Source organism: Streptomyces sp. NBC_00038 (assembly GCF_026343635.1).
Taxonomy (GTDB): Bacteria; Actinomycetota; Actinomycetes; order Streptomycetales; family Streptomycetaceae; genus Streptomyces.
The window spans coordinates 6,822,834-6,845,864 of the sequence record NZ_JAPELQ010000001.1 but is presented as its reverse complement, the minus strand read 5'-3'; the positions used below and the strand labels follow the sequence as shown (position 1 = coordinate 6,845,864).

The following is a 23,031-nucleotide window of genomic DNA, read 5'->3' as shown; positions in this document are numbered from 1 at the left end:
GTTGGGGAGAACCGTGACGCGCGCCGCAGCGTCGTATGCCCTGGGCACCTAATATCTGGTCATGACAGACGGTGGAGCGGTGAGAGAAGTGGAAGCGGGCGGTTCGACGGCGCACTGGGCCCCCGGGAGTCAGGTCCTGTGGCGGTACCGGGAGAACGCCGGCGCGCGCTTCCACATCTGCCGCCCGGTGACCGTCGTACAGGACGACGACGAGCTTCTTGCTGTGTGGATGGCCCCCGGTACGGAGTGCGTGAGGCCGGTGCTCGCCGACGGCACGCCCCTGCACGGAGAACCGCTCGAGTCCCGCTACACGAAGCCGCGTACCGTGCGGCTGGACCGCTGGTTCGGCACGGGGGTGCTCAAGCTGGCGCGGCCCGGCGACCCTTGGTCGGTTTGGCTTTTCTGGGAGCCGGGGTGGCGTTTCAAGAACTGGTACGTGAACCTTGAGGCTCCGCTTGCCCGTTGGGAGGGCGGAGTCGACTCCGAGGATCACTTCCTGGACATCTCCGTCCACCCGGACCGGAGTTGGCGCTGGCTGGACGAGGACGAGTTCGCGCAGGCTCAGCGGGCCGGTCTGATGGACGCTCAACTGGCGGCCAAGGTAAGGGAGGCGGGATGGGCGGCGGTGGACGTGATCCGTGCCTGGGGCGCGCCTTTTCGGGACGGCTGGCCGCACTGGCGCCCGGATCCGGCATGGCCGGTTCCCGCCCTCCCCGATGACTGGGACCGTACGCCCGCGCATGTGTCCTCATGAGACCCTTGATGCGCCCCCGTGGTACAACCGTAGGATCGTCTTCCGCAAGGGCGCACGGCAGCAACAACTCCCGCAGTATGGGGCGGGCTTGACCATACGTCACCGAGGGGCGGCAGGGCGTGAGCGAGGGGTACGAGGGCCACGGCGGTACGGCCCGCAGACGGCCGTACGGGCCGCACCGGCCGGACCGGGGCACGACGGCGTTCGGGCCGTCGACGGGCGGAGCCGCAACGGCGCTCCGGCCGGTAACGGACCGGCCCGGTCCTGACGAAGCGCAGATTCCGTTCCTGGGGCACACATTCCGGGTATCGGGGCTGCGGGACGAACTGCGCGCAGGGCGTGCAGCCCCGGACGGATGGATTCGACACGCGTGACGGAGCACCCCACCTCGCACGAGCGCCGCAAGCCCGGCGCCGGCCGGTCACCCGCCCCCGCGGACCCTCGCGGGGCGCTCCTGCGTACCCCGGAGCAGCCCTTGCAGACCCCGGGAGCCACCGGGTTACCGGTACAGGCACGCACAGGAGACGCCCCGAGCGGACCCGGCACGGCCTCGCCCTGCCCCAAGGCCGGGCCGTCCGGCGGTCAGGCGTCCGCCGGCACCGACGCGCCGTCGCCGGCCGCTCCCGGCCCCGGCCCGGGTCCCGAGCATTCCCAGCCCTCGGCCACCGAGTCCGATCCGCACCGTCCGCGCCCCGCTCCCGACAGCATCCCGGTCCAGCAGGGCTCCGGCAAAGAGCTGCTGTCGGGTGAGTCCGACGGCAAGGAGCGGCGTACCGGACAGGGTCTGCCGCCGGGTGGCCCGATGCCGATGCGGCGGGACGGTGACCGGCTGCGCTTCGTGGGCGCCGCGACCCGGCGGATCGCCCGCGGCATCGACCTGGACGAGATCGTGATGGGTCTGTGCCGGGCGACCGTGCCGACCTTCTCGGACGCGATCCTGGTCTATCTGCGCGACCCGCTGCCGGTCGGCGACGAACGGCCCACCGGGCCCCTCGTGCTGCGGCTGCGGCGCACCGACCGGATCCCTCCGGAGCGGGACACCGAGAACGGCTTCTCGCCCGCGCTCCAGCCGCCGGAGCCCGTCGAACTGCTGCAGCCGGTCAGCGCCGAGCTGTGCGAGGTGCGCCCCGGCGGCGCCCTCGCCGAGGTGCTGCGCGGTGTACGGCCCGTCTTCGCGGACGCGCCCGCGGCGCGGGCCGCGCTGCCCGAGCTGCTCGGCGACGAGCTGATCGTGGCGTCCGGGCAGCGCGGGATCCTGGCCCCGCTGCGCGGCCGCCGCCGGGTGATCGGCGCGGCGCTGTTCCTGCGCCGTCCGGAGCGGATCGCCTTCGAGGCCGACGACCTGCTGGTCGCGGCGCAGCTCGCCACGCACACCGCGCTGGGCATCGACAAGGCGGTGCTGTACGGGCGTGAGGCGTACATCGCCGACGAGCTGCAGCGCACGATGCTGCCCGAGACGCTGCCCAGGCCCACGGGTGTGCGGCTGGCGTCCCGCTATCTGCCGGCCGCCGAGACCGCGCGGGTCGGCGGCGACTGGTACGACGCGATCCCACTGCCGGGCAGCCGCGTCGCGCTCGTCGTCGGTGACGTCATGGGTCACTCGATGACGTCGGCCGCCATCATGGGCCAGCTGCGGACCACCGCGCAGACCCTCGCCGGGCTCGATCTGCCGCCGCAGGAGGTGCTGCACCACCTCGACGAGCAGGCGCAGCGCCTGGGCACCGACCGGATGGCGACCTGCCTGTATGCGGTCTACGACCCGGTCTCGCACCGGATCACGATCGCCAACGCGGGCCATCCCCCGCCGGTCCTGCTGCACCTGGGCGGGCGGGCCGAGGTGCTGCGGGTGCCGCCGGGCGCCCCCATCGGCGTGGGCGGGGTGGACTTCGAGGCGGTCGAGCTGGACGCGCCCGCCGGGGCGACGCTGCTGCTCTACACCGACGGGCTTGTCGAGTCGCGCCTGAGGGACGTATGGACCGGGATAGAGCAGCTGCGGGAGCGGCTCGCCGCGACCGCGCAGCTGACCGGGCCCGACCATCCGCCGCCGCTGGAAGCGCTCTGCGACGACGTGCTCGACATGCTCGGTCCGGGCGACCGGGACGACGACATCGCGCTGCTCGCCGCCCGCTTCGACGGCATCGCGCCGAGCGATGTCGCGTACTGGTACCTGGAGCCGGAGGACGCGGCCCCGGGGCGGGCCCGCAAGCTCGCCCGGCGGGCGCTGTCCCGCTGGGGCCTGGAGGACATGACCGACTCCGTGGAGCTGCTCGTCAGCGAGGTCGTGACCAATGCCGTGCGCTATGCGACGCGACCGGTGACGCTGCGGCTGCTGCGTACGGACGTACTGCGCTGCGAGGTCGGCGACGACGTCCCGCAGCTGCCGCGGCTGCGGCAGGCGCGCGCCACGGACGAGGACGGACGCGGGCTCTACCTGGTCAACAAGCTGGCCAGGCGGTGGGGCGCGACCCGGCTGAGCACCGGAAAGGTCGTCTGGTTCGAGTTGAACCGGAGCTGAGGGGGTACCCGGGCGGGACCTCCTCAGCAGCCGGCCACAAACCGAGAGCAGCCAGTCGGACCCGGACCGGGGTTGGACTCCGTCCAAATGTTGCCGACATCCCGTCGGCGGAGTTGACTGCTGGGGTGGACGAAGCGACCTGACGACCCTCTTTCCTTGACGGGAGGACGCTCGTGACGCAGACACCCCAGAAGGCTCCGTACACCACGAACAACGTCGGAATTCCGGTGGAGAGCGACGAACACTCGCTCACCGTGGGTCCCGACGGCCCGATCCTGCTCCAGGACCACTACCTCATCGAGAAGATGGCCCAGTTCAACCGTGAGCGGGTTCCCGAGCGGGTGGTGCACGCCAAGGGCAGTGGCGCGTACGGATTCTTCGAAGTGACCAACGACATCAGCCAGTTCACCAAGGCCGACCTCTTCCAGCCGGGCAGGCGCACCGACATGCTGGCCCGGTTCTCCACCGTCGCGGGCGAGCAGGGCTCGCCCGACACCTGGCGCGACCCCCGCGGCTTCGCGCTCAAGTTCTATACCGAGCACGGCAATTACGACCTCGTGGGCAACAACACCCCGGTCTTCTTCGTCCGTGACACGATCAAGTTCCAGGACTTCATCCGCTCGCAGAAACGCCACCCGGCCACCGGGCTGCGCAGCAACGACATGCAGTGGGACTTCTGGACCCTCTCCCCCGAGTCGGCACACCAGGTGACCTGGCTGATGGGAGACCGGGGCATCCCGAAGACGTACCGCCACATGAACGGCTACAGCTCCCACACCTATATGTGGATCAACGGCGCCGGTGAGCGGTTCTGGGTGAAGTACCACTTCAAGACCGACCAGGGCATCGACTTCCTCACCCAGGCCGAGGCCGACGAGCTGGCCGGCAAGGACGGGGACCTGCACCGCCGGGACCTGTACGAGTCGATCGAGTCCGGCAACGCGCCGAGCTGGAGCCTGAAGGTCCAGATCATGCCGTTCGAGGACGCGGCGGACTACCGCTTCAACCCCTTCGACCTGACCAAGGTCTGGCCGCACGGGGACTACCCGCTGATCGACGTCGGCCGGATGACCCTCGACAAGAACCCCGAGGACTACTTCATCCACATCGAGCAGGCCGCCTTCGAGCCCTCGAACCTGGTCCCGGGTATCGGCCCCTCGCCGGACAAGATGCTTCTCGGCCGGCTGTTCTCGTACCCGGACACCCACCGGTACCGGATCGGCCCCAACTACGCCCAGCTGCCGCCCAACCGGCCGCACGCCCCGGTGAACTCGTACGCCAAGGACGGCCCGATGCGCTACGAGCCGTCGAACGCCGCCCGCCCGTACGCGCCCAACTCTTACGGCGGACCCGCGGCCGACCACGGGAGCTTCGGCGACCCCGCGAGCTGGGAGACCGCCGGTGAATTGGTGCGCGAGGCCACCAAGTTGCACCGCGAGGACGACGACTGGGGTCAGGCGGGCACGATGGTCCGCCAGGTCCTTGACGACGCGGCCCGCGACCGGCTGGTGTCCAACGTCAGCGGCCACCTGAAGGCCGATGTGTCGCGCCCGGTCCTCGACCGCGCCCTCCAGTACTGGCGCAACATCGACAAGGAGATCGGCGACCGGATCGCCAACGAGGTCGACGGAGGCTGAGTACGAGCGAGGGGGCGCCCGGTGAATCACCGGGCGCCCCCTCGCTGCGCTCACTGAGCGAACGGATCCTCCGGATCCTCCGGTATCCCCTCGTCGTCGGACGATGTCGCCGTGGGAGTTGTCGCCGGCTCGGTCGTCGGCGGCTCGCTGGTCGTGGGCTCGTCCGACGGGGTCGCCGGCGCGCTGCTGCTCGTCGGCGGCTTGGTCGTCGGTTCCTCGGTGGTCGGCGTCGACGAGGGTGTCGTGGACGGCGACTGCGTGATGGTGGGCGTCGCGGTGGGCGCCACCGCCGCGCCCTGCGTGGTGTCCAGATCGAACTTGGTGACCTTGCCCATCGCGCCGAACGTGAAGTCCGCCCAGATCTGCGCCGGGAAGCCACCGCCGTTGACGCGGCCACCGCCCGCGGCGCCCTTCAGGGTCACCTGCTTGCCCGCGTCCTTGGTACCGACCGCACCCTCACCGAACAGGCCGACCGAGGTGACCAGGTTCGGCGTGTAGCCGGTGAACCAGGCCGACTTGTTGTCGTCGGACGTACCCGTCTTGCCCGCGACCTGCTGGCCCTTGCGGTCCTTGGCCTGGGCCACCGAGACCCGGGCCGTACCGTCGTCGACCACACCCGTCAGCACGGAGGTGACGGTGTCGGCGGCTTCCTCGCTGATGACCTGGTCGCCGATCGGGTCGGGGAACTCGACGTTGCGGTCCTTGTGCTCCGCCGACGCCACGACGGCCGGGGTGACCTTCTTGCCGTGGTTGTCGAGGGTGGCGTAGACACCCGCCATCTCCAGCGGGCTCGCGCCCATCGTGCCGAGGGTCTGCGCGGGCACCGCCTGCACGCCCTTGGTGTCCATGCCGAGGTCGCCCGCGACCTTCAGCACGTTGTCCATCCCGACGTCGACGCCCATCTGCGCGAAGACGGAGTTGATGGACTTGTTCATCGCGGTCTGGACGGTGACATCGCCGTAGTCCTGGTCGTCCTCGTTCGGCGGCGCGAAGGCGATGTCGCTGCCCTCGACCTTGCGGCCGCTCGTACCGTCGTAGACCGTGCTCGCCGTGATCGGCTTCTTTTCCTGCGTCTCGGCGCTCTGCTCCAGGGCCGCCGCGAAGATCAGCGGCTTGAAGGTGGACGCGGGCTGGTAGTCGTCGCGGGTCGCGTTGTTGATGTAGTGCTTGAAGTAGTCCGTGCCGCCGTACATCGCGAGGACCTTGCCGGTCTTCGGGTCGACGGACGCGGCACCGGCCTGGACGTCCGCGTCGACGTCCCGCTCCTTGGCGTCCAGGTTGCTGGTCAGCTTGTCCTTGACGGACTTCTCCAGCGCCGCCTGCTTCTTCTTGTCGATGTTGAGCTTGATGGTCCAGCCGCCCGCGTCGACCAGAGCCTTGGCCTCGTCGAGGTCGGCGGCCGCGCCCTGGGTGACGAGCTGCCGCGCCAGCGTGTTGTCGGCCTCGTTCACCAGATAGCCGGTCTGGCCCTCCATACCGGGCGCGCCCTGGGGGTCCTTGGGCACCGGGAACTTCATGCCCTCGCGCTTGGTGGAGTCCAGCCAGCCCTGCTCGACCATGTTGTCCAGGGTGTAGTTCCAGCGGTCCTTGACCAGGGCCTTGCCGGTGTCCGTGGCGGTCGCCCAGTCGTACTGGCTCGGCGCCTGGAGGAGCGAGGCGAGGTACGCGCCCTGCTCGACGCTGAGATCGCTCGCGTCGACGCCGTAGTACGCCTGCGCCGCGGCCTGGATGCCGTACGCGGTACGGCCGTAGTAGGCGGTGTTGATGTAGCCGGCGAGGATGTCTTCCTTGGACGTCTGGCGGTCCACCTTCAGCGAGATGACCATTTCCTTCAGCTTGCGCGTGACGGTCTGGTCCTGCGTGAGGTAGAAGTTCTTGACGTACTGCTGGGTGATCGTCGAGCCACCCTGCAGGCCCTTGCCCGACAGGGTGTTGATCAGTCCGCGGGCCGTGCCCTTGAAGTCGATCCCCGAGTCCGTGTAGAAGGTCTTGTTCTCGGCGGCGACGAAGGTCTTCTGGACGTCCTTGGGCACCTCGGCCAGGTCCACGACCTCGCGGTTGACCTCGCCGGTGCGGGCGAGGGTCGAACCGTCGCTGTACTGGTAGACGTTGCTCTGCTGCTGCGCGGCCGCGTTGCCCTTGGGCACGTCGACGACCATGTAGAGCACGATGAAGGCGCCCATGCCGAGCAGGCAGAAGCCGAGGAACGTACCGAGGAGCGTCTTCCAGTTCACGAACCGGCGTATGCCACTGCGGCGGCCGGCCTTGCCTTTGGCCGAGCGCTTGGGCGCCGCGCGGCGGCCATGCCCCTGCCGCGCTCGTCTCTCGTCCGCTCGTCCCATGGGTCGATCCGCTCCGCTTCACTCTCGTGTGGCACACAGGTTCGTCGCTCAGGTCAGCTCAGCAAACTAACACCGCGCGATATGACAAAGGGCCGCCGATCCCGTCTTTTACGGACGTGAGAATCAGCACGCGACACACTCCAGCCCCAATGGAACCGACGATCGAGAGGGGTGGAAGGTTGCCGGGCAGGGGCTGAGAGTTTCCGGCCCGGGCCAGATCTTCGAGCCGCGGCCCCACCCGTCGGCCCGGGAGCGGGCAGGGCGGATGCGGGACGGAGGCGGGACGGAGGCGGGATGGAAGCCCTTGCGACAGAACCGTGACAATCCCTTCTGACCTGCGCCCCACGCCCCTCCCCGCGCCCTCCACGCACCTTCCACGCCCCACGTATACACGCCATGTATACGCACTATGTATAGTCCTCCTCATGTCCATCGGTCACACCCTCCTAGGACTCCTCGAGTCCGGGCCCCGGCACGGTTACGACCTCAAGCGGGCCTTCGACGAAAAGTTCGGTCACGACCGGCCGCTGCACTACGGCCAGGTCTACTCGACGATGTCCCGCCTCCTGAAGCACGGCCTCGTGGAGGTCGACGGGATAGAGGCGGGCGACGGTCCCGAGCGCAAGCGGTACGCGATCACCGAGGCCGGGATCACCGACGTACAGCAGTGGCTCGCGACCCCCGAGAAGCCCGAGCCGTATCTGCAGTCGACCCTCTACACGAAGATCGTCCTCGCCCTGCTGACCCACCGCGACGCGAGCGACATCCTCGACACCCAGCGCTCGGAGCACCTGCGCATGATGCGCATCCTGACCGACCGCAAACGCAAGGGCGATCTCGCGGACCAGCTGATCTGCGACCACGCACTCTTCCATCTGGAGGCCGATCTGCGGTGGCTCGAACTCACCGCCGCGCGTCTCGACAAACTCGCCGAGACGGTGACCCGATGACAATGACCCCTCCCCCCGGTTCCCTGCTGACCGCCTCGGAGCTGCGCAAGACCTACGGTCCGACCACCGCGCTGGACGGCGCGGAGTTCTCCATCCACCCCGGCGAGGTCGTCGCCGTGATGGGACCCTCCGGCTCCGGCAAGTCCACGCTGCTGCACTGCCTCGCCGGGATCGTGCCGCCCGACTCGGGCTCGATCCTGTACGGCGGCCGCGAGATGGCGACCATGAACGACGCCCAGCGCAGCGCCCTGCGCCGGAGCGAGTTCGGGTTCGTGTTCCAGTTCGGGCAGCTCGTCCCCGAACTGACCTGCGTCGAGAACGTGGCCCTGCCGCTGCGGCTCAACGGCACCGGCCGCAAGGAGGCCGAGCGCACCGCCCTGTCCTGGATGGAGCGCCTGGAGGTCGACGACCTGGGGGGCAAACGCCCCGGTGAGATCTCCGGCGGCCAGGGGCAGCGCGTCGCCGTGTCCCGCGCACTCGTCACCGGCCCGCGCGTGCTCTTCGCCGACGAGCCCACCGGCGCCCTCGACTCGCTCAACGGCGAGCGGGTGATGGAGCTGCTCACGGACGCCGCCCGGTCGACCAACGCCGCCGTCGTGCTGGTCACGCACGAGGCGCGGGTGGCCGCGTACTCCGACCGCGAGATCGTCGTACGCGACGGCAGGTCCCGGGACATGGAGCGGGCCGTATGAGCTGGGCCAAGGACCTCTCCATGGGCGCCAAGTTCGCGGTCACCGGCGGCCGCGAGGGCTGGGCGCGGGTGCTGCTCACGGCCGTCGGCGTCGGTCTCGGCGTGGCGCTGCTGCTGCTCACCGCCGCCGTCCCGAACATGCTCGCTTCGCGGGACGACCGCGAGGACGCCCGCCTGGACCTCACCTACAGCGGGGTGAACACGGCCAAGGCGGACGACACGCTGCTCGTCGCGAACGTCGACACGACGTACCACGAGAAGGACGTGCGGGGGCGTGCGATGGAGCCCGAGGGTGCCCGGGCGCCGCTGCCGCCCGGGGTCACCAAGTTCCCCGAAGCGGGCGAGATGGTGGTGTCGCCCGCGCTCGACCGCCTGCTGAAGTCCGACAGCGGCAGCATGCTGCGGGAGCGCCTGCCCTACCGCACCGTCGGCACCATCGGCGAGAGCGGGCTGATCGGCTCGCACGAACTCTCCTTCATCATGGGTGCCGAGGGGCTCGCCCCGCTGGTCGACGGCTCCAGGGTGGCGCGGATCGACAGGTTCGGGAATTCGGACAGGCCGCCGGCCGAGCCCTGGGACCCCGTACTGATCCTGCTGATCCTGGTGATCTTCGTGGTGCTGCTGATGCCGGTCGGCGTCTTCATCGCCGCGGCCGTACGCTTCGGCGGCGAGCGGCGCGACCGCAGGCTGGCCGCGCTGCGGCTGGTCGGCGCCGACAGCGGGATGACCCGCCGGATCGCCGCGGGCGAGGCGCTGGCCGGTGCCGTGCTGGGGCTGGCGTTCGGCGCCGGGTTCTTCATGCTCGGGCGTCAGGTGGCGGGCTCCGTCGAGATCCTCGGCGTCAGCGTGTTCCCGAGCTACCTCGACCCGTCGCTCGTGCTGGCCCTGCTGGTAGCGGTCGCGGTTCCGGCCGCGGCGGTCGCGGTGACGCTGCTCGCGATGCGCGGGGTGGTCATCGAGCCGCTCGGCGTGGTGCGCACGGCCAGGCCCCCGCGGCGCCGGCTCTGGTGGCGGCTGCTGCTGCCGCTCGGCGGGCTCGCGCTGCTCTACCCGATGATCGGGCAGGGCAGGGACAACGGAGACTTCAACCAGTACATGGTGAGCGGCGGTGTCATCCTGCTGCTCGTCGGCATCACCGCGCTGCTCCCGTGGGTCGTGGAGGCCGTCGTCGCCCGGCTCGGCTCGGGCAGCGTCTCCTGGCAACTCGCGGTCCGCAGGCTCCAGTTGAGCAGCGGCACGGCGGCCCGCATGGTCAACGGCATCGCGGTGGCGGTGGCCGGCGCGATCGCCCTGCAGATGCTCTTCGCCGGGACCTCCGCCGCGTACACGGAACCCACGCCCGCGGGGGCGAACACGGCGGACGTCCAGATGACGGTCCAACTGCCGCACGGCGTCCCGCTCGCCGACGCGGACCGGAAGTTGGCGAAGACCCGGGGTGTGCGCGACACGACGGCGTTCGCCACCGTCGAGCTGGGCGAGCGGCGGATGGAACCCGAGATGTACTCAAGTCTCACGGTCGCCGACTGCGCGACCCTGCGCGAACTGGCGAAGGTGACCTCCTGCAGCGACGGCGACGTCTTCGCCGCGGTGGGCGCCGAGTACGACACGGACACGCCGAAGATGAGCGAGCCCGGCCGCACGGTCTACCTTGACCCTTCCTACCCCGAATCGATCAGGGGCAAGGAGGTCGCCCTGACGATTCCCCAGGGCATCAAGAAGGCCGGGACCCGCCTCGACCCGTTCGGCTCCGAGCGCGGAGGGATCCTGGCCACGCCCGGCGCACTGCCCGAGGAAGCTGCCGCGGCGCTCAGGAGTGAGATCTACCTCCGGCTCGACACGTCCATCCCGGACGTGGAGGAGTACGTACGCAACACCATGGCGGAGATCAGCCCGCTGACCAGGGACTCGCAGTGGTTCATGCCCAGCACCGACTCTCAGCGTTACGAATCGATCCGCACCGGGCTGTTCATCGGCGCGACCTGTGTCCTGGGGCTGATCGGCGCGAGCCTGCTGGTCTCGCAGCTGGAGCAGCTGCGAGAGCGCAGGAGGCTGCTTTCGGCCCTGGTCGCCTTCGGCACCCGGCGCCGCACGCTGAGCCTGTCGGTGCTGTGGCAGACCGCGGTGCCGGTCGGAATCGGTCTGGTGCTGGCGGCGGCGGTGGGCCTGACCCTCGGCACGGTCCTGCTGAAGATGACCGACACCCCGGTCGCCGTGGACTGGATGAGCGTGCTGTCCATGACGGGCATGGGCGCGCTGGTGGTCCTGGTGGTGACGCTGCTCAGCCTGCCGCCGCTGGTACGGATGATGCGGCCCGAGGGGCTGCGTACGGAGTAGTACGCCGTACTCGTGGACCCTCGGCACCGGTGGCCCTCCCAGCCCGGGAGGGCCACCGGCTCGCGTTCAGAGGCCGTACTCCCGTACCACGCGCCGGACTTGGGCGAAGAGCATGCCCACGTTCACCGACTTGCGGCAGACGACCACGGCGACCACGTCCTGCTGCTCGGTCATGCGCACGAACAGATGGGTGAGGTTGTCGCTGTTCACCAGGATCTCCTGGAAGAAGTGCTGGTCGGTCTGGATGCCCCGGCGTTCCTTGAAGACGTCCTCGATCATCTGGACCGTGCGCCCCTGGAACAGGTCGAGGGTCGCACCCGCGAGCAGGTCCAGTACCTCGGGCGGGTGGTTGTCCGCGGTCTCGTACGACAGCAGCATTCCGGTCGACATGTCGACCACGCCCGAGGCGACGCAGTCCGGTGCGTCGGCGCGGAGCGCTTTGACGAGGCCCATGACCTGGTCCGAGAAGCCGGCCGTCATTCGCTTGGTTGCCATGTCGTCAGGCCCCTTCGGTCGCGGTTTCGACCGCGGTTTCGGTCATGGATTCGGGCGCGGTTGCGGGCGGGCTGTCGGTCACGGATTCGGGTGCGGTGAGGATCGATCCGATGCGTCCCAGCGCCGGCCGGGTCTGCTCGTGGAGCCGTTCGAGGTCGATGCCCTCGTCGCCGAGTACGACCATCAGCGCGGTGTCGCCGACGGCGTAGAAGGCGGCGCAGCCCTGGCTGCCGTACGTCACCGTCTGCCGGAACGTGCCCCGGCCGGCCGCCGCGGTCGTGCGGCGCGCGATGCCCAGGCCCGCGGCGGCGATCGCGGCGAGGCACTCCGAGTCGATGGTGTCGGCGGTGTCCGCGGCGATGAGCAGTCCGTCGGCGGCCGCCACCGCGGTGTCGGTGATTCCGGTCACCTGCTCCCGGAGGCCTCTCATTTCCATGGCAAGTGCCTCGTGATTCATGTACTGAACTCCCTGATATTCGTACGCATGTGATCGATTTCAGGTACCGGAATCCGGGGTCCATATCCGGTTCCGCAGACGGAAGAACCCTTTCCAGCTCCCCCCGGTCCTTTCCGGGGCGAGAGCTTCGGTGATTCCACTCGCCCCGGGCTTGCGGCGAGGAAGGGACGAGGTGTCCGACTCGGGCTCCGGGGACGGTTCCTGGGACGGTTCCTGGGAGACCCCGCCGTCACCCAGCGCGGAAGCCAGCGCCAGGACCACCGCGGGATCCATCCGAGGGGCGGCGGCCGGCGACCTGCGGCTCAGCACGCCGGCCGCGGGAACCCGGACGGCGATCGGGGCGGCGCTCCCGGTCTCCCCCGCCGGCTCCAGCAGGCCCTCGCCGAGCATCCGGGCCATCCCGACCGTCACGGTGTAGACACCGAGGCCGGTCACGAACGCGATGTCGCGGGCCGTCCGCCGACCGTCGGCGTGCGCTATCAACTCCCTTTGCAACTGGGGAAGTTGATCGGCGACATCGTCCGGAATGGCGGCGGGCGCGGGTCGTTCACGATCGGGGCGTACGGGGTACGGCAGCCCGGCGACGGCGGCCAGCTTCCGCGTCGCCTCCTGCAGCAGCCGCCAGGGCGACTCCCCGAGGGAGACCGGCGCGTACGGCTCGGAGGTCGCGTCGAACGGTGTGCAGTCTTCGACGCTTCCGGCGACGACGGCGAAGGCCGCGTCCTGCATCGCCATCATGCGGACGACCCTGAGCTGCGCGGCCCCCGCATAACCGTGTGCGATCAGCCCGGCCTCCGGCCAGCGCGCGTCCCCGGCCTCCCGGAGCAGCTCGGACCACTGCTCACCGCTGATACGACCGGAGCGCAGGAACCGCGCCTCGGCCCCCGGGGCGCCGGGGCTCTCGACGGCGACGACGAGTCCGTCACGCAGGTGGAAGACTCCCCCGGGCTTCCCGGACACTCGCAGTTTCCCCGTCGCCCGCACGTCATGGCACTCGCTCAGCGCGCGCCACAACAGGTCGTATCCGACCCGGCCAAGGGAATCCCGAACGCCCGACATCACTCCCCTTGAAACTTCCGGACGCCTCGCACAGACGCCTGATGAGTCACACTGAGGGAGTAGGTTTATCAGTCCGGGCGCATATTTCAGCGAGAGTCGCACTACCTGACGGAAGTTGAAATATCCCGCCTGCCGAGGGGCTTCATCGGTCGTCCAAATGATCGACTATGTATGGCGGTTACCGCCTACGCCCACGGCTCCCGCACCGGAGCCAGATCCAACGCCGTGGCGCCCCGAGGCTCATCGGCGGCATACGAACGCAGGTAGCCCACCACGGTGTTGGTGACCGCCACCAGCGGCACGGCCACCACCGCGCCGCCGATCCCGGCGACCATCCCGCCCGCGGCGACCGACAGGACGACCGCCAGCGGATGCACCCGTACGGCCCGGCCAAGGATGAACGGCTGCAGGATGTGCCCCTCGATCTGCTGCACGGCGAGGACCACGACCAGCACCATGACCGCCGTGAAGGGGCCCTGCGTCACGAGGGCGACCACCACCGCGAGCGCTCCCGAGATCACCGCACCCACGAGCGGGATGAACGCGCCGAGGAAGATGAAGACGGCGAGCGGTACGGCCATCGGGACGTCGAGGAAGTAGATGCCGAGGCCGATGAAGGTCGCGTCGATCAACGCCACTATCACCGTGCCGCGGACGTACGCGGTCAGCGTGCGCCAGGCCCGCGGGCCCGCCCCCGCGACGCCCGGACGGGCCGCCGCCGGAACCAGCTTGAGCGACCACTGCCAGATCTTCTTGCCGTCGTAGAGCAGGAACAGCGTGGAGAACATGGTCAGGAGGATGCCGGTGAGGGCTTCGACGATGACCGTCACGCCTTCGAGGCCCGCCGACGTGATCTGATCCGTGTTCGTGCCGATCGCGTCGCGCAGGTTCTTGGCGATCTCGTTGATCTGCTTGTCCGTCACATGGAACGGGCTGTTGAGGAGCCAGTTCCGCAACTCGTCGACGCCGTCCTGGATCTGGTCGGAGAGGTTGTCGATGTTCTCCTGGACCTGCCAGACCACGAACCAGCCGATCAGCCCGATGACGACGAAGCCGAGGATCGCGGTGAGCGCGGTGGCCAGCCCGCGCGGCACCCCGTAGCGGGTCAGCCGGGCCACGGTGGGCTGCAGGATCGCGGTGATGAGCAGCGCGGCCACGAAGGCGAACACCACGAGTTGTACGGAACTGATGACCCGCATCAACACCCAGAGGGTGCCCGCGAGTACGAGCAGCCGCCAGCCGGCCTCGGCCGCGACCCGTACACCCCATGGCACTGCCACGGCGGGGTCGGGGCGTGAAGACACCGCGGTCGCGTACGCGGGAGGCGCGGGGGCGGGGACAGGGGCGGGAGGCGAGGCGGGGTCGGCGGGGGCACCGGCGAGGTCGGAGACCACTGCCGCGTCGGGGGAACCGGGCGCGCCCGACGGCGACTGTGCGCGCCCTGAGGACTTGGCCGCTCCGGAGGCCGCGTCGTCCGGCGAGGGCGGGGCGCCCGCCGAGGACGCGCCACCTGCCCGAGCAGTGTCCCGCGCCGGCGGTTCGTCCGGCCCGGACTGCGACTCCCGCTCCACCTCGGCCCGTCGCTCGTCCAACCGCTTGCCCAGCTCGGTCAGTCCGGCTCCCATCCGGCCGAGCCAATCCGGTACGCGCGACATGATCCGTCCTCTTCCCCCGTTGCGCCCCACCACTCCCCCCTGGAGTCGTCGGATCCGACCGTACATGGCCGAAGCCCCTCACCGTAGGACGGGGAGGGGCTCCGAAAGGTTGAGCGTCGGTGCGCTGGGCGCTGCCTCAGTACCAGTTGTTGGCCTGCCAGAACGACCAGGCATCACAGGGGCTGCCGTAGCGGTCGTTCATGTAGTTGAGGCCCCACTTGATCTGGGTGGCCGGGTTGGTCTGCCAGTCGGAACCGACGGACGACATCTTGGAGCCGGGCAGGGCCTGGAAGAGACCGTAGGCACCCGAGGAGGCGTTGACCGCCTGGTAGTTCCAGCTGGACTCGTGGTCCACGATGTTGCTGAAGCACTGGTACTGACCACTCGGGACCATGGACTGCGCCATCGCCTGGATCTGCGCGATGGTGTAGGAGGACTGGACGGCGAAGCTGCTGGCGTCGCGTGTCGCGTCGCGGCTGGCCGCTTCCTCGGCTTCCTCGCGCTCCTTGGCTTCCTGCTCGGCCTTCTCCGCGGCCTTCTGCTTCGCGACGGCGTCGTCGGCGGCCTGCTTGCGGGCAGCCTCCTCCGCGTCCTTCTTGGCGCTCGCGTCGGCCTGGATGGCCTGAGCGGTGGCCTGCTGCGTCAGGGATGCGGTCTGTACCTGGGCCTGCTGGCCCGCCGGTATGTCCGCGAGGAGAGTCGCGTCGCTTGCCGTCGCCTCGGCGTCGTTCGAGGGAACAGCGGTGCTGCCCGAGGCAACTCCGACGACGCTTCCGACAGCGGTGACCGCGGTGGCCGAGGCCACTGCGAATCCCCGGACCGAAATCCGGCTCACACGGTTTCCTTCCAGCATCGCCCGCTTAGGTGACCCTCGCGGACGCAATCGTGCCCCTTTGACGCTGGCCTCCCAACTGCGGGGTCACGGGAGGCGCGGGCCCGGTGGGCAACTCCCTTGCGGGGAGCGCCGCGTGGTGCGCGGGCGGCATACGACGGCTCTATGGAGTTCTGAGGTTCCTGTTGTGCCGTACCGCTGGGGGTACAGGTGTGTCGTATGCGGGGCCTGACAGGAGTGAGACTCTGCCGTAACCCGACGCCGCAGGGCAATTCTGAGTTGCGTGTGAAAGCTCACACCTCGTTTGCCCCGGGAGTTTTCCGGAAACGAGCACGCACCAAGACGCCGCCCGGCTAGGCTCTTCGCCTTTGCCGGACGGCGCCAACTACCGTGCATCCGCCACCGATTGACGGAATAGGTCAGGGTAGGTCAGATGGCTCAGATTTGCCCGTCCTCCAGCATTTCGGTCACTAGTGCCGCGATCTGGGACCTCTCGGACCGGTTCAGGGTCACGTGCGCGAAAAGCGGATGTCCCTTCAGCTTTTCGACGACGGCCACCACGCCGTCGTACCGACCGACTCGCAAATTGTCCCTTTGTGCCACGTCATGGGTCAGAACGACCCGTGAATTGGCGCCGATTCGCGAGAGCACGGTCAGCAGCACATTCCGTTCCAGCGACTGCGCCTCGTCCACGATCACGAACGCGTCGTGCAGGGAGCGGCCGCGGATGTGGGTGAGCGGCAGGACCTCCAGCATGCCGCGTGCGGTGACCTCTTCGATGACCTCGCGCGAGGTGACGGCCGACAGGGTGTCGAAGACCGCCTGCGCCCACGGGCTCATCTTCTCCGACTCGGAGCCGGGCAGATAGCCGAGCTCCTGCCCGCCCACCGCGTACAGCGGCCGGAAGACCATCACCTTCTGGTGCTGGCGCCGCTCCAGGACGGCCTCCAGACCCGCGCAGAGCGCGAGCGCGGACTTTCCGGTGCCGGCCCGGCCGCCCATCGACACGATCCCGATGTCCGGGTCGAGGAGAAGGTCGAGGGCGATGCGCTGCTCCGCACTCCTCCCCTTGATACCGAAGGCCTCGCGATCGCCGCGTACGAGCCGGACGTTGCCCTCGGACGTGACGCGGCCCAGGGCCTTGCCGCGCTCCGACTGGATCGTCAGGCCCGTGTGGACCGGCAGGTCCGCCGCCTCGGGGACGTACGCGTGGCCCTCGTCGAAGAGGATGTCCACCTGCTCGCCCGCAAGGGTCAGTTCGGACATTCCGGTCCAGCCGGAATTGCCCGTGATGGCGAGCTCCGCGCGGTACTCCTCGGCGAGGAGTCCGACGGAGGATGCCTTGATCCTGAGCGGCAGGTCTTTCGACACGACCGTGACGTCGTACCCCTCGGCCTGCAGATTGCGGGCGACCGCGAGGATGCGGGAGTCGTTGTCCCCCAGGCGGTACCCGCTGGGCAGCACGCTGGGGTCCGAGTGATTGAGCTCGACTCGTAGCGTCCCTCCGAGATCCCCGATCGGGAGAGGGGCGTCGAGGCGGCCGAACCGCACCCGGAACTCGTCGAGCAGACGCAGGGCCTGCCTGGCGAAGTAGCCGAGTTCGGGATGGTGCCTCTTGGCCTCCAACTCCGTGACCACGACGATCGGCAGCACTACTTCGTGCTCGTCGAAGCGGTTCAGGGCGTTCGGGTCGGCTAGCAGGACGCTGGTGTCGAGAACATAGGTGCGCCGGTCTGGCATACGGCGCTTTGTGCTGGTCACCACGGAAGGACGTACCCCCTCGGATGAGGTCGGGGAGCGACGGAGGAGTTCTGGACCGGTCTGCGGCGCCGATGCGCGGGCCGAAAACCGGCCCTCCGCTTCGTCCGTACTGACCGCACGGTCGGGCTGGTGCAAAGGGCCTCCCGGGCGGACGGCCCCGTGCCGTCCGCTGAGATCCGACGCCCGTGGTTCGGGCATCGACCTGCATGGCTTATGCCCTCGAACACGCACTGCCATGCCAGGGCATATGACCACGTGTTCGTTAACTCCAGATGACGCGTGTCCCGTACGGCGTCCCGAGTGGACCCGTGGGTCAGCCGCCGTAACGCCGGTGTCGCGCCGCGTAGTCACGCAGGGCGCGCAGGAAGTCGACCTTGCGGAAGGCCGGCCAGAAGACCTCGCAGAAGTAGTACTCCGAGTGGGCCGTCTGCCAGAGCATGAATCCGGACAGCCGCTGTTCGCCGCTCGTGCGGATCACCAGGTCGGGGAACGGCTGGCCGCTCGTGTAGAGGTGCTTGCCGATGAGGTCGATGTCGACGGACTCGGCGACGTCCTCGATCGAGGCGCCCTTGTCGGCGGCGTCGAGGAGCATCGAGCGCACGGCGTCGGCGATCTCCTGGCGGCCGCCGTAGCCGATGGCGACGTTGACGACTATTCCGTCGACGTGCGCGGTGGACTCCTCGGCCTCCTTGAGGGCGTTCTGCATCTGGCCGGGCAGCAGGTCGGGGGTGCCCACGTGGTGGACGCGCCAGCGGCCGTCGGCGGCGAGGGTGCGGACGACGTTCTCGATGATCCCGAGGAGCGGGACGAGCTCCTCAGCGGGACGGTCGAAGTTGTCCGTCGAAAGCAGCCACAGGGTGACGACCTCGACATCGGTCTCGGAGCACCAGCCGAGGAACTCCTCGATCTTCTCGGCTCCGGCCCGGTGCCCGTGTGCGGCGGTGGAGCCCGCCGCCTTCGCCCAGCGCCGGTTGCCGTCCATGATGACGCCGATGTGCTTGGGCACCTGATCGTGGTCGAGGTGGCCTTCCACCCTGCGTGCATAGAACCTGACCAGCAGACGGCGCAGGTTGTCGCGCAGGTTCACGTGTTGTCAGCCCCTCCGTGCAGATGACGATCCCCCAGGGCCGACACCCTACCCCTGTGGGAAGGCAGTGTTCCCTTGGGGTACAGGGCTCCCCTGTGATGGAGTACGGGGCTCTCCTGTGAGTTGTCAGTGCGCTGACGTAGCTTCGTAACCATGAACGACTCGTCTGTATACCGCGCCTCGACGGAGCGGTACGACTCGATGGAATACCGGCGTACGGGACGCAGCGGACTCAATCTGCCCGCCGTCTCACTGGGCCTGTGGCACAACTTCGGCGACGACCGCGGCCTCGACTCCCAGCGCGCGATCCTGCGGCGCGCCTTCGACCTGGGCGTCACGCACTTCGACCTGGCGAACAACTACGGGCCGCCGCCCGGCTCCGCGGAGCTCAACTTCGGCAAGCTGCTGAAGCAGGACTTCGCGCCCTACCGGGACGAGTTGGTCCTGTCGACCAAGGCGGGCTACCTCATGCACCCCGGCCCTTACGGCGAGTGGGGTTCCCGCAAGTACCTGCTGTCGTCCCTGGACGCCTCGCTGAAGCGGATGGGTGTCGAGTACGTGGACATCTTCTACTCGCACCGCTTCGATCCGGACACCCCGCTGGAGGAGACGATGGGCGCGCTCGCGTCCGCGGTCCAGCAGGGCAAGGCGCTGTATGCGGGGGTGTCCTCGTACAGCGCCGAGCAGACCGCCGAGGCGGCCTCGATCCTGACCGGGATGGGAGTGCGTCCGCTCATCCACCAGCCCTCGTACTCGATGATCAACCGCTGGACGGAGGACGACGGCCTGCTCGACGCGCTGGAGGCGGCCGGCATGGGCTGCATCTCCTTCGCGCCGCTCGCGCAGGGCCTGCTCACGGGCAAGTACCTGAAGGGCATCCCGGAGGGCTCGCGGGCCACCCAGGGCAAGTCGCTGGACCCGGGCCTGGCGGGCGACGCCGATGTCGTACGCCGGCTGAACGGGCTGAACGACATCGCGGCCCGGCGCGGCCAGTCCCTCGCCCAGCTCGCGCTCACCTGGGTGCTGCGCGACGAGCGGATGACCTCCGCCCTCATCGGCGCGTCCAGCGTGCGGCAGCTGGAGGAGAACCTGGCGGCGCTGTCGGCTCCGAAGCTGACGGACGAGGAGCTGAAGGAGATCGACGCGTTCGCGGTGTCGACGCCGGGGACGAACATCTGGGCCGGTCGGCGCTGAGCCGGGCGGACATCTGCCGGGCCGGTCGGCGCTGAGTCACCGGGGTCGACCGGGGCCCGGGCCGGGGGCGCCTGTCCGGCGGGCGGCGTGCGGGCACAAAAAACGGGCCGGTCCGTGGGGGGGAGACGGACCGGCCCGAGGGGGGGTTTCCACCATAACCCTTCGTAAGTGATGCTGCGTGCATCGGCGTGCCACAACTACTCTCCGGAATCGCCCGGCAACGCCGCGATGGGCCCGGAAGCCCGGATTCAGGGTGCGATCTTGGCCGAATCACAGCGGATTCAAAGGGGTTCGCCGAGAACCGCGGAGGATTCGGAAAGATCCGGAGGGTTTGCTCGCTGATTGTGTTTTCCTCGGCGACGCGCCGGGACGTACTCCAAGAGGGTGACGCGCGTCGGGAACGGCAGCTTGACGCCACCGCTAACTTCGCAGCCATGGCGACGTTCACCACTCCCGAGAGTCCCGAGCCGGTACCCCTGGAGCTCGCCGAGTCGGCGCGTGCCCGGCGACGCGGGCTGCTCGGGCGGGAGGGGATCGAGGGGGCGCTGTTGCTGAGTCCGGCGAGCTCGGTGCACACCCTGGGGATGCGGTTCGCGATCGACGTCGCCCACCTGGACGGAAAATTCCGGGTCCTGGCGGTACGGACGATGCGTCCGGGCCGGGTGGGGCTGCCGCGCCTGCGGGCCAGGCACGTCCTGGAGGCGGAAGCCGGGGCGATGGAGCGGTGGGGTCTGCGGCGCGGGGTGCGGCTCGCGATCCAGGGCCGGTGACCTCGGTCCGATGCCGGTGACGTCCGTCCGATGCCGGTGACATGGGCCGCTGACCGGTGACGTCGCGTCAGGAAAGAGGACGCAGCACCGCGCAGCCCCCTCCACTGCGCGGTGCCACACGCGCAACTTTGCTCACGCGAATTACCTTGGTCTGAACTTACTTGAGGCAAACAGCCGGGGCGAGCCACTCTCGATAACGATGTGGAAACCCTGTGAGTTGTCCGCCACACCCCGGACACGCACCCACCCGCGCGTCGCCACCGACTGCCGGGTGTCCACCATATGGACGGACATCTCATGCGGAATGGGCCGCATCAGCCTGTTTTCGGTCAATCAGTTCCCGCCCCCTCAGCGGACAGAATCTGACCTCTTTCGGGTCTAGCGTCGCCCTCATGACCGTGAAGATCACATGGGACGAGGCGAGCGCGCGGCGGCTGGAACGGCAGTTCCTCACCGCGCCCGCGAAGACCGGCACCCCCGTGGCCGAGGTGGTCGGCGCGATGCTCGGCGCTCACGCGCAGGTGCTGTCGGCGGCAGAGGTGTCGGTGGGGGTGCGGGCGGAGGGGGTGACGCGGGCGGACGTACGCGCGGCACTGTGGGAGCACCGGTCGCTGGTGAAGATGCACGGCCCCCGGGGCACCGTGCATCTGCTGCCCACCTCCGAACTCCCCTTCTGGACAACCGCGTTGGCGGCGATTCCGACTGGTTCGGGCCCGTTCGCGCCGAACGCGCGGCTCACCGGGGCGCAGGCGGAAGAGGTGGTCGCGGCGATCGGGGACGCCCTGGACGGCACGTACCTGACCATCGACGAGCTGAGCGAGGAGGTCGTGGCGCGCACCGGGCCGTGGGCCGGGGACCTGGTGATGCCCGCCTTCCAGACCATGTGGCCGCGCTGGCGCCAGGTGATGCACCGGGCGGGGCAGCGGGGCGCACTGTGTTTCGGACCGAACCGGGGCCGCAAGGTGACCTATACACGGCCTCCGCGCTTCGAACCGCTCGCGGAGAATGCGGCGCTCTCGACGCTCGTACGGCGTTATCTGCGCGCCTACGGACCGGCGACGGCGGCGCACTTCGCCAAGTGGCTGGCGGCGCCGCGGGGTTGGGCGGGAGAGCTGTTCGCCTCCTCCGCCGCTGCCGGTGAGATCGAAGAGGTCGGCTTCGAGGGAGGACCGGCCTGGGTGGTTGCGGGCGACACGGAGTTCCCGGCGGCACCCGTGCGCGGGGTGCGGCTGCTCCCGTACTTCGACGCGTACGCCATCGCCGCCCAGCCGCGCGAGACCTTGTTCCCGGGGCCGGCGTACGAGCGCGCCCTCGCCGGCGGCCAGGCCGGCAACTACCCGGTGCTTCTGGTCGACGGCGTGGTCGCGGGGGTCTGGCACCAGCGCCGCCAAGGTCGGCGTACGACGGTCACGGTGGAGCCGCTGGGTCGGCTGACGGCGGCGCGGGAACGGGAGTTGGCCGTGCGGGTGGAGCGGGTGGGGGAAGTGCTGGAGGCGAAGGCGGAGTTGGTGATCGGGGAGGTGACGGCGGGGGCGCATGCGTAGGCCTTTTCGGCCGGGGGGTGCGTGCAGTTGCGAGCGCCCATCTGCGGTGTTGCCGTCGGTCGCCTCCGGCGGGATCCGCCGGACAGGCCCCGGCCGCGCGCTATCCCGGCTTCCGGGCTTCGATGAGGAAGCGGGTGCTGTGGGCGATGAAGGAGCCCTCGGTCTCGATCTGCTCGTGCAGGGCGTGGAGTTGGGGGAGGTACTGGTCGACGGTGAAGCCGGGGACCATCCAGATCACCTTGCGGAGGAAGTGGACGACGGCTCCGATGTCGTGGAACTCGATGCGGAGGCGTTCCGAGCGCAGGTCGACGAGGTCGAGTCCGGCGGCCTCGGCTGCGGAGCGGGCGCGGTCGGGGTGACGGCCGTTCCTGGCTTCGGCCGGCTGCGGACCGAGGAAGTACTCGATGAGCTCGAAGACGCTGGCCGGGCCGACCTGCTGGGAGAAGTACGTGCCGCCGGGGCGCAGGACGCGCGTGATCTCGTCCCAGTGGGTGCGGACGGGGTGACGGCTGACGACCAGGTCGAAGGCGTCGGCGGCGAAGGGCAGTGGCGCGTCCTCCGGGGAGGCGACCACGACGGCGCCGCGCGGGTGGAGGAGGGCGGTGGCCTCGGCGACGTTCGGCGGCCAGCCTTCGGTGGCGGCGGTGAGCGGAGGCAACTTCGGTGCGGAGGCGAGGACTTCACCCCCGCCGGTCTGGATGTCGAGCGCGGCGGACGCGGACGCGAGCCGCTCCCCCATCGCCCGCGCGTAACCCCACGAGGGCCGCTCCTCGGTGGCCCGGCCCTCGAACCAGGAGAAGTCCCAGCCCTCGACGGACGCCGCCTCGGCTTCGGCGACGAGGGCTTCAAAGGTGCGGTTCGCGGTCATGCGGCGGATCTTCTCAAGGGGCGGGCGGTGCCACGAATGATTTCCAGCGCGTCGCGCAGTCGCCCCGGGTTGTCAGTGGCCGCTGT

Annotated in this window: 18 protein-coding genes; 9 read left to right on the top strand and 9 right to left on the bottom strand. The window is 69.6% G+C overall.

Translation table 11 applies throughout. From position 1 onward, the window contains the following. Positions 1-61 precede the first annotated feature (61 nt). The 3 genes from OG219_RS31135 (at position 62) to OG219_RS31125 (ending at position 4,906) form a co-directional block, all read left to right on the top strand. Entirely contained in the window at positions 62-754 is a 693-nt protein-coding gene (locus OG219_RS31135; RefSeq protein ID WP_266832049.1) for a DUF402 domain-containing protein, read from the top strand. 370 nt (positions 755-1,124) lie between these two features. Next, on the top strand, positions 1,125-3,269 hold the full coding sequence (locus tag OG219_RS31130) for an ATP-binding SpoIIE family protein phosphatase (protein WP_266832047.1): 2,145 nt from the start codon (positions 1,125-1,127) through the stop codon (positions 3,267-3,269). A gap of 173 nt (positions 3,270-3,442) precedes the next feature. Further along, a complete protein-coding gene (locus tag OG219_RS31125) occupies positions 3,443-4,906 on the top strand; it encodes a catalase (RefSeq protein WP_266832045.1) in 1,464 nt (487 codons plus the stop codon). A gap of 50 nt (positions 4,907-4,956) precedes the next feature. Here OG219_RS31125 and OG219_RS31120 read toward each other — a convergent pair whose 3' ends face one another. Beyond that, positions 4,957-7,248 (bottom strand): transglycosylase domain-containing protein, encoded by a 2,292-nt coding sequence (locus OG219_RS31120; RefSeq protein WP_266832043.1) that lies wholly within the window; start codon positions 7,246-7,248, stop codon positions 4,957-4,959. A 425-nt stretch (positions 7,249-7,673) separates the two neighbouring features. Between OG219_RS31120 and OG219_RS31115 the strand changes: the two genes are divergently transcribed. The 3 genes from OG219_RS31115 to OG219_RS31105 are packed head-to-tail and all read left to right on the top strand — an operon-like array spanning position 7,674 to position 11,223. Then, positions 7,674-8,198: a PadR family transcriptional regulator gene (locus OG219_RS31115; protein ID WP_266832041.1), complete on the top strand. Its 525-nt coding sequence runs from the start codon at positions 7,674-7,676 to the stop codon at positions 8,196-8,198. 2 nt (positions 8,199-8,200) lie between these two features. After that, positions 8,201-8,890, top strand: coding sequence for an ABC transporter ATP-binding protein (locus tag OG219_RS31110; RefSeq protein ID WP_266836294.1), 690 nt, complete (start codon positions 8,201-8,203; stop codon positions 8,888-8,890). Continuing rightward, the gene (locus OG219_RS31105; protein ID WP_266832039.1) at positions 8,887-11,223 is read left to right on the top strand and encodes an ABC transporter permease; all 2,337 of its coding nucleotides are present in this window, start codon (positions 8,887-8,889) and stop codon (positions 11,221-11,223) included. The genes OG219_RS31110 and OG219_RS31105 overlap by 4 nt, the downstream gene beginning before the upstream one ends. Positions 11,224-11,289: 66 nt before the next feature. Here OG219_RS31105 and OG219_RS31100 read toward each other — a convergent pair whose 3' ends face one another. From OG219_RS31100 to OG219_RS31070, 7 genes are all read right to left on the bottom strand, one after another. Further along, entirely contained in the window at positions 11,290-11,718 is a 429-nt protein-coding gene (locus tag OG219_RS31100) for a hypothetical protein (RefSeq protein WP_266832037.1), read from the bottom strand. A 4-nt stretch (positions 11,719-11,722) separates the two neighbouring features. Further along, a complete protein-coding gene (locus OG219_RS31095) occupies positions 11,723-12,175 on the bottom strand; it encodes a roadblock/LC7 domain-containing protein (protein WP_266832035.1) in 453 nt (150 codons plus the stop codon). Positions 12,176-12,214: 39 nt separating this feature from the next. Next, positions 12,215-13,135: a MarR family transcriptional regulator gene (locus tag OG219_RS31090; RefSeq protein ID WP_323183309.1), complete on the bottom strand. Its 921-nt coding sequence runs from the start codon at positions 13,133-13,135 to the stop codon at positions 12,215-12,217. A gap of 284 nt (positions 13,136-13,419) precedes the next feature. Next, positions 13,420-14,889 (bottom strand): AI-2E family transporter, encoded by a 1,470-nt coding sequence (locus OG219_RS31085; protein WP_266832031.1) that lies wholly within the window; start codon positions 14,887-14,889, stop codon positions 13,420-13,422. A 136-nt stretch (positions 14,890-15,025) separates the two neighbouring features. Further along, positions 15,026-15,742, bottom strand: a complete 717-nt coding sequence (locus OG219_RS31080) for a transglycosylase SLT domain-containing protein (RefSeq protein ID WP_266832029.1) — start codon at positions 15,740-15,742, stop codon at positions 15,026-15,028. A 417-nt stretch (positions 15,743-16,159) separates the two neighbouring features. Then, complete coding sequence (locus OG219_RS31075) at positions 16,160-17,485, bottom strand: PhoH family protein (RefSeq protein WP_266454984.1); 1,326 nt, start codon at positions 17,483-17,485, stop codon at positions 16,160-16,162. Between the two features lie 310 nt (positions 17,486-17,795). Continuing rightward, positions 17,796-18,569 carry an isoprenyl transferase gene (locus tag OG219_RS31070; protein ID WP_266832026.1) on the bottom strand — a complete coding sequence of 258 codons (774 nt, stop codon included), beginning with the start codon at positions 18,567-18,569 and terminating at the stop codon, positions 17,796-17,798. 153 nt (positions 18,570-18,722) lie between these two features. Here OG219_RS31070 and mgrA point away from each other — a divergent pair, with 153 nt between their 5' ends. The 3 genes from mgrA (at position 18,723) to OG219_RS31055 (ending at position 22,077) form a co-directional block, all read left to right on the top strand. Next, positions 18,723-19,763, top strand: a complete 1,041-nt coding sequence (gene mgrA, locus OG219_RS31065; protein ID WP_266832024.1) for an L-glyceraldehyde 3-phosphate reductase — start codon at positions 18,723-18,725, stop codon at positions 19,761-19,763. Between the two features lie 434 nt (positions 19,764-20,197). Next, complete coding sequence (locus OG219_RS31060) at positions 20,198-20,533, top strand: DUF192 domain-containing protein (protein ID WP_266832022.1); 336 nt, start codon at positions 20,198-20,200, stop codon at positions 20,531-20,533. Positions 20,534-20,925: 392 nt separating this feature from the next. Next, complete coding sequence (locus OG219_RS31055; protein ID WP_266832020.1) at positions 20,926-22,077, top strand: winged helix DNA-binding domain-containing protein; 1,152 nt, start codon at positions 20,926-20,928, stop codon at positions 22,075-22,077. Between the two features lie 100 nt (positions 22,078-22,177). On the opposite strand, the gene OG219_RS31050 is transcribed toward OG219_RS31055, so the two are convergent. Next, positions 22,178-22,945: a class I SAM-dependent methyltransferase gene (locus tag OG219_RS31050; RefSeq protein WP_266832018.1), complete on the bottom strand. Its 768-nt coding sequence runs from the start codon at positions 22,943-22,945 to the stop codon at positions 22,178-22,180. Positions 22,946-23,031: the final 86 nt, after the last annotated feature.

Coding starts and splice junctions, on each gene's coding strand:
- OG219_RS31055 (WP_266832020.1), top strand. CDS start 20,926: ATGACCGTGAAGATCACATGGGACGAGGCGAGCGCGCGGCGGCTGGAA.
- OG219_RS31085 (WP_266832031.1), bottom strand. CDS start 14,889: ATGTCGCGCGTACCGGATTGGCTCGGCCGGATGGGAGCCGGACTGACC.
- OG219_RS31060 (WP_266832022.1), top strand. CDS start 20,198: ATGGCGACGTTCACCACTCCCGAGAGTCCCGAGCCGGTACCCCTGGAG.
- OG219_RS31135 (WP_266832049.1), top strand. CDS start 62: ATGACAGACGGTGGAGCGGTGAGAGAAGTGGAAGCGGGCGGTTCGACG.
- OG219_RS31080 (WP_266832029.1), bottom strand. CDS start 15,742: ATGCTGGAAGGAAACCGTGTGAGCCGGATTTCGGTCCGGGGATTCGCA.
- OG219_RS31105 (WP_266832039.1), top strand. CDS start 8,887: ATGAGCTGGGCCAAGGACCTCTCCATGGGCGCCAAGTTCGCGGTCACC.
- OG219_RS31110 (WP_266836294.1), top strand. CDS start 8,201: ATGACCCCTCCCCCCGGTTCCCTGCTGACCGCCTCGGAGCTGCGCAAG.
- OG219_RS31115 (WP_266832041.1), top strand. CDS start 7,674: ATGTCCATCGGTCACACCCTCCTAGGACTCCTCGAGTCCGGGCCCCGG.
- OG219_RS31050 (WP_266832018.1), bottom strand. CDS start 22,945: ATGACCGCGAACCGCACCTTTGAAGCCCTCGTCGCCGAAGCCGAGGCG.
- OG219_RS31095 (WP_266832035.1), bottom strand. CDS start 12,175: ATGAATCACGAGGCACTTGCCATGGAAATGAGAGGCCTCCGGGAGCAG.
- mgrA (WP_266832024.1), top strand. CDS start 18,723: ATGAACGACTCGTCTGTATACCGCGCCTCGACGGAGCGGTACGACTCG.
- OG219_RS31100 (WP_266832037.1), bottom strand. CDS start 11,718: ATGGCAACCAAGCGAATGACGGCCGGCTTCTCGGACCAGGTCATGGGC.
- OG219_RS31120 (WP_266832043.1), bottom strand. CDS start 7,248: ATGGGACGAGCGGACGAGAGACGAGCGCGGCAGGGGCATGGCCGCCGC.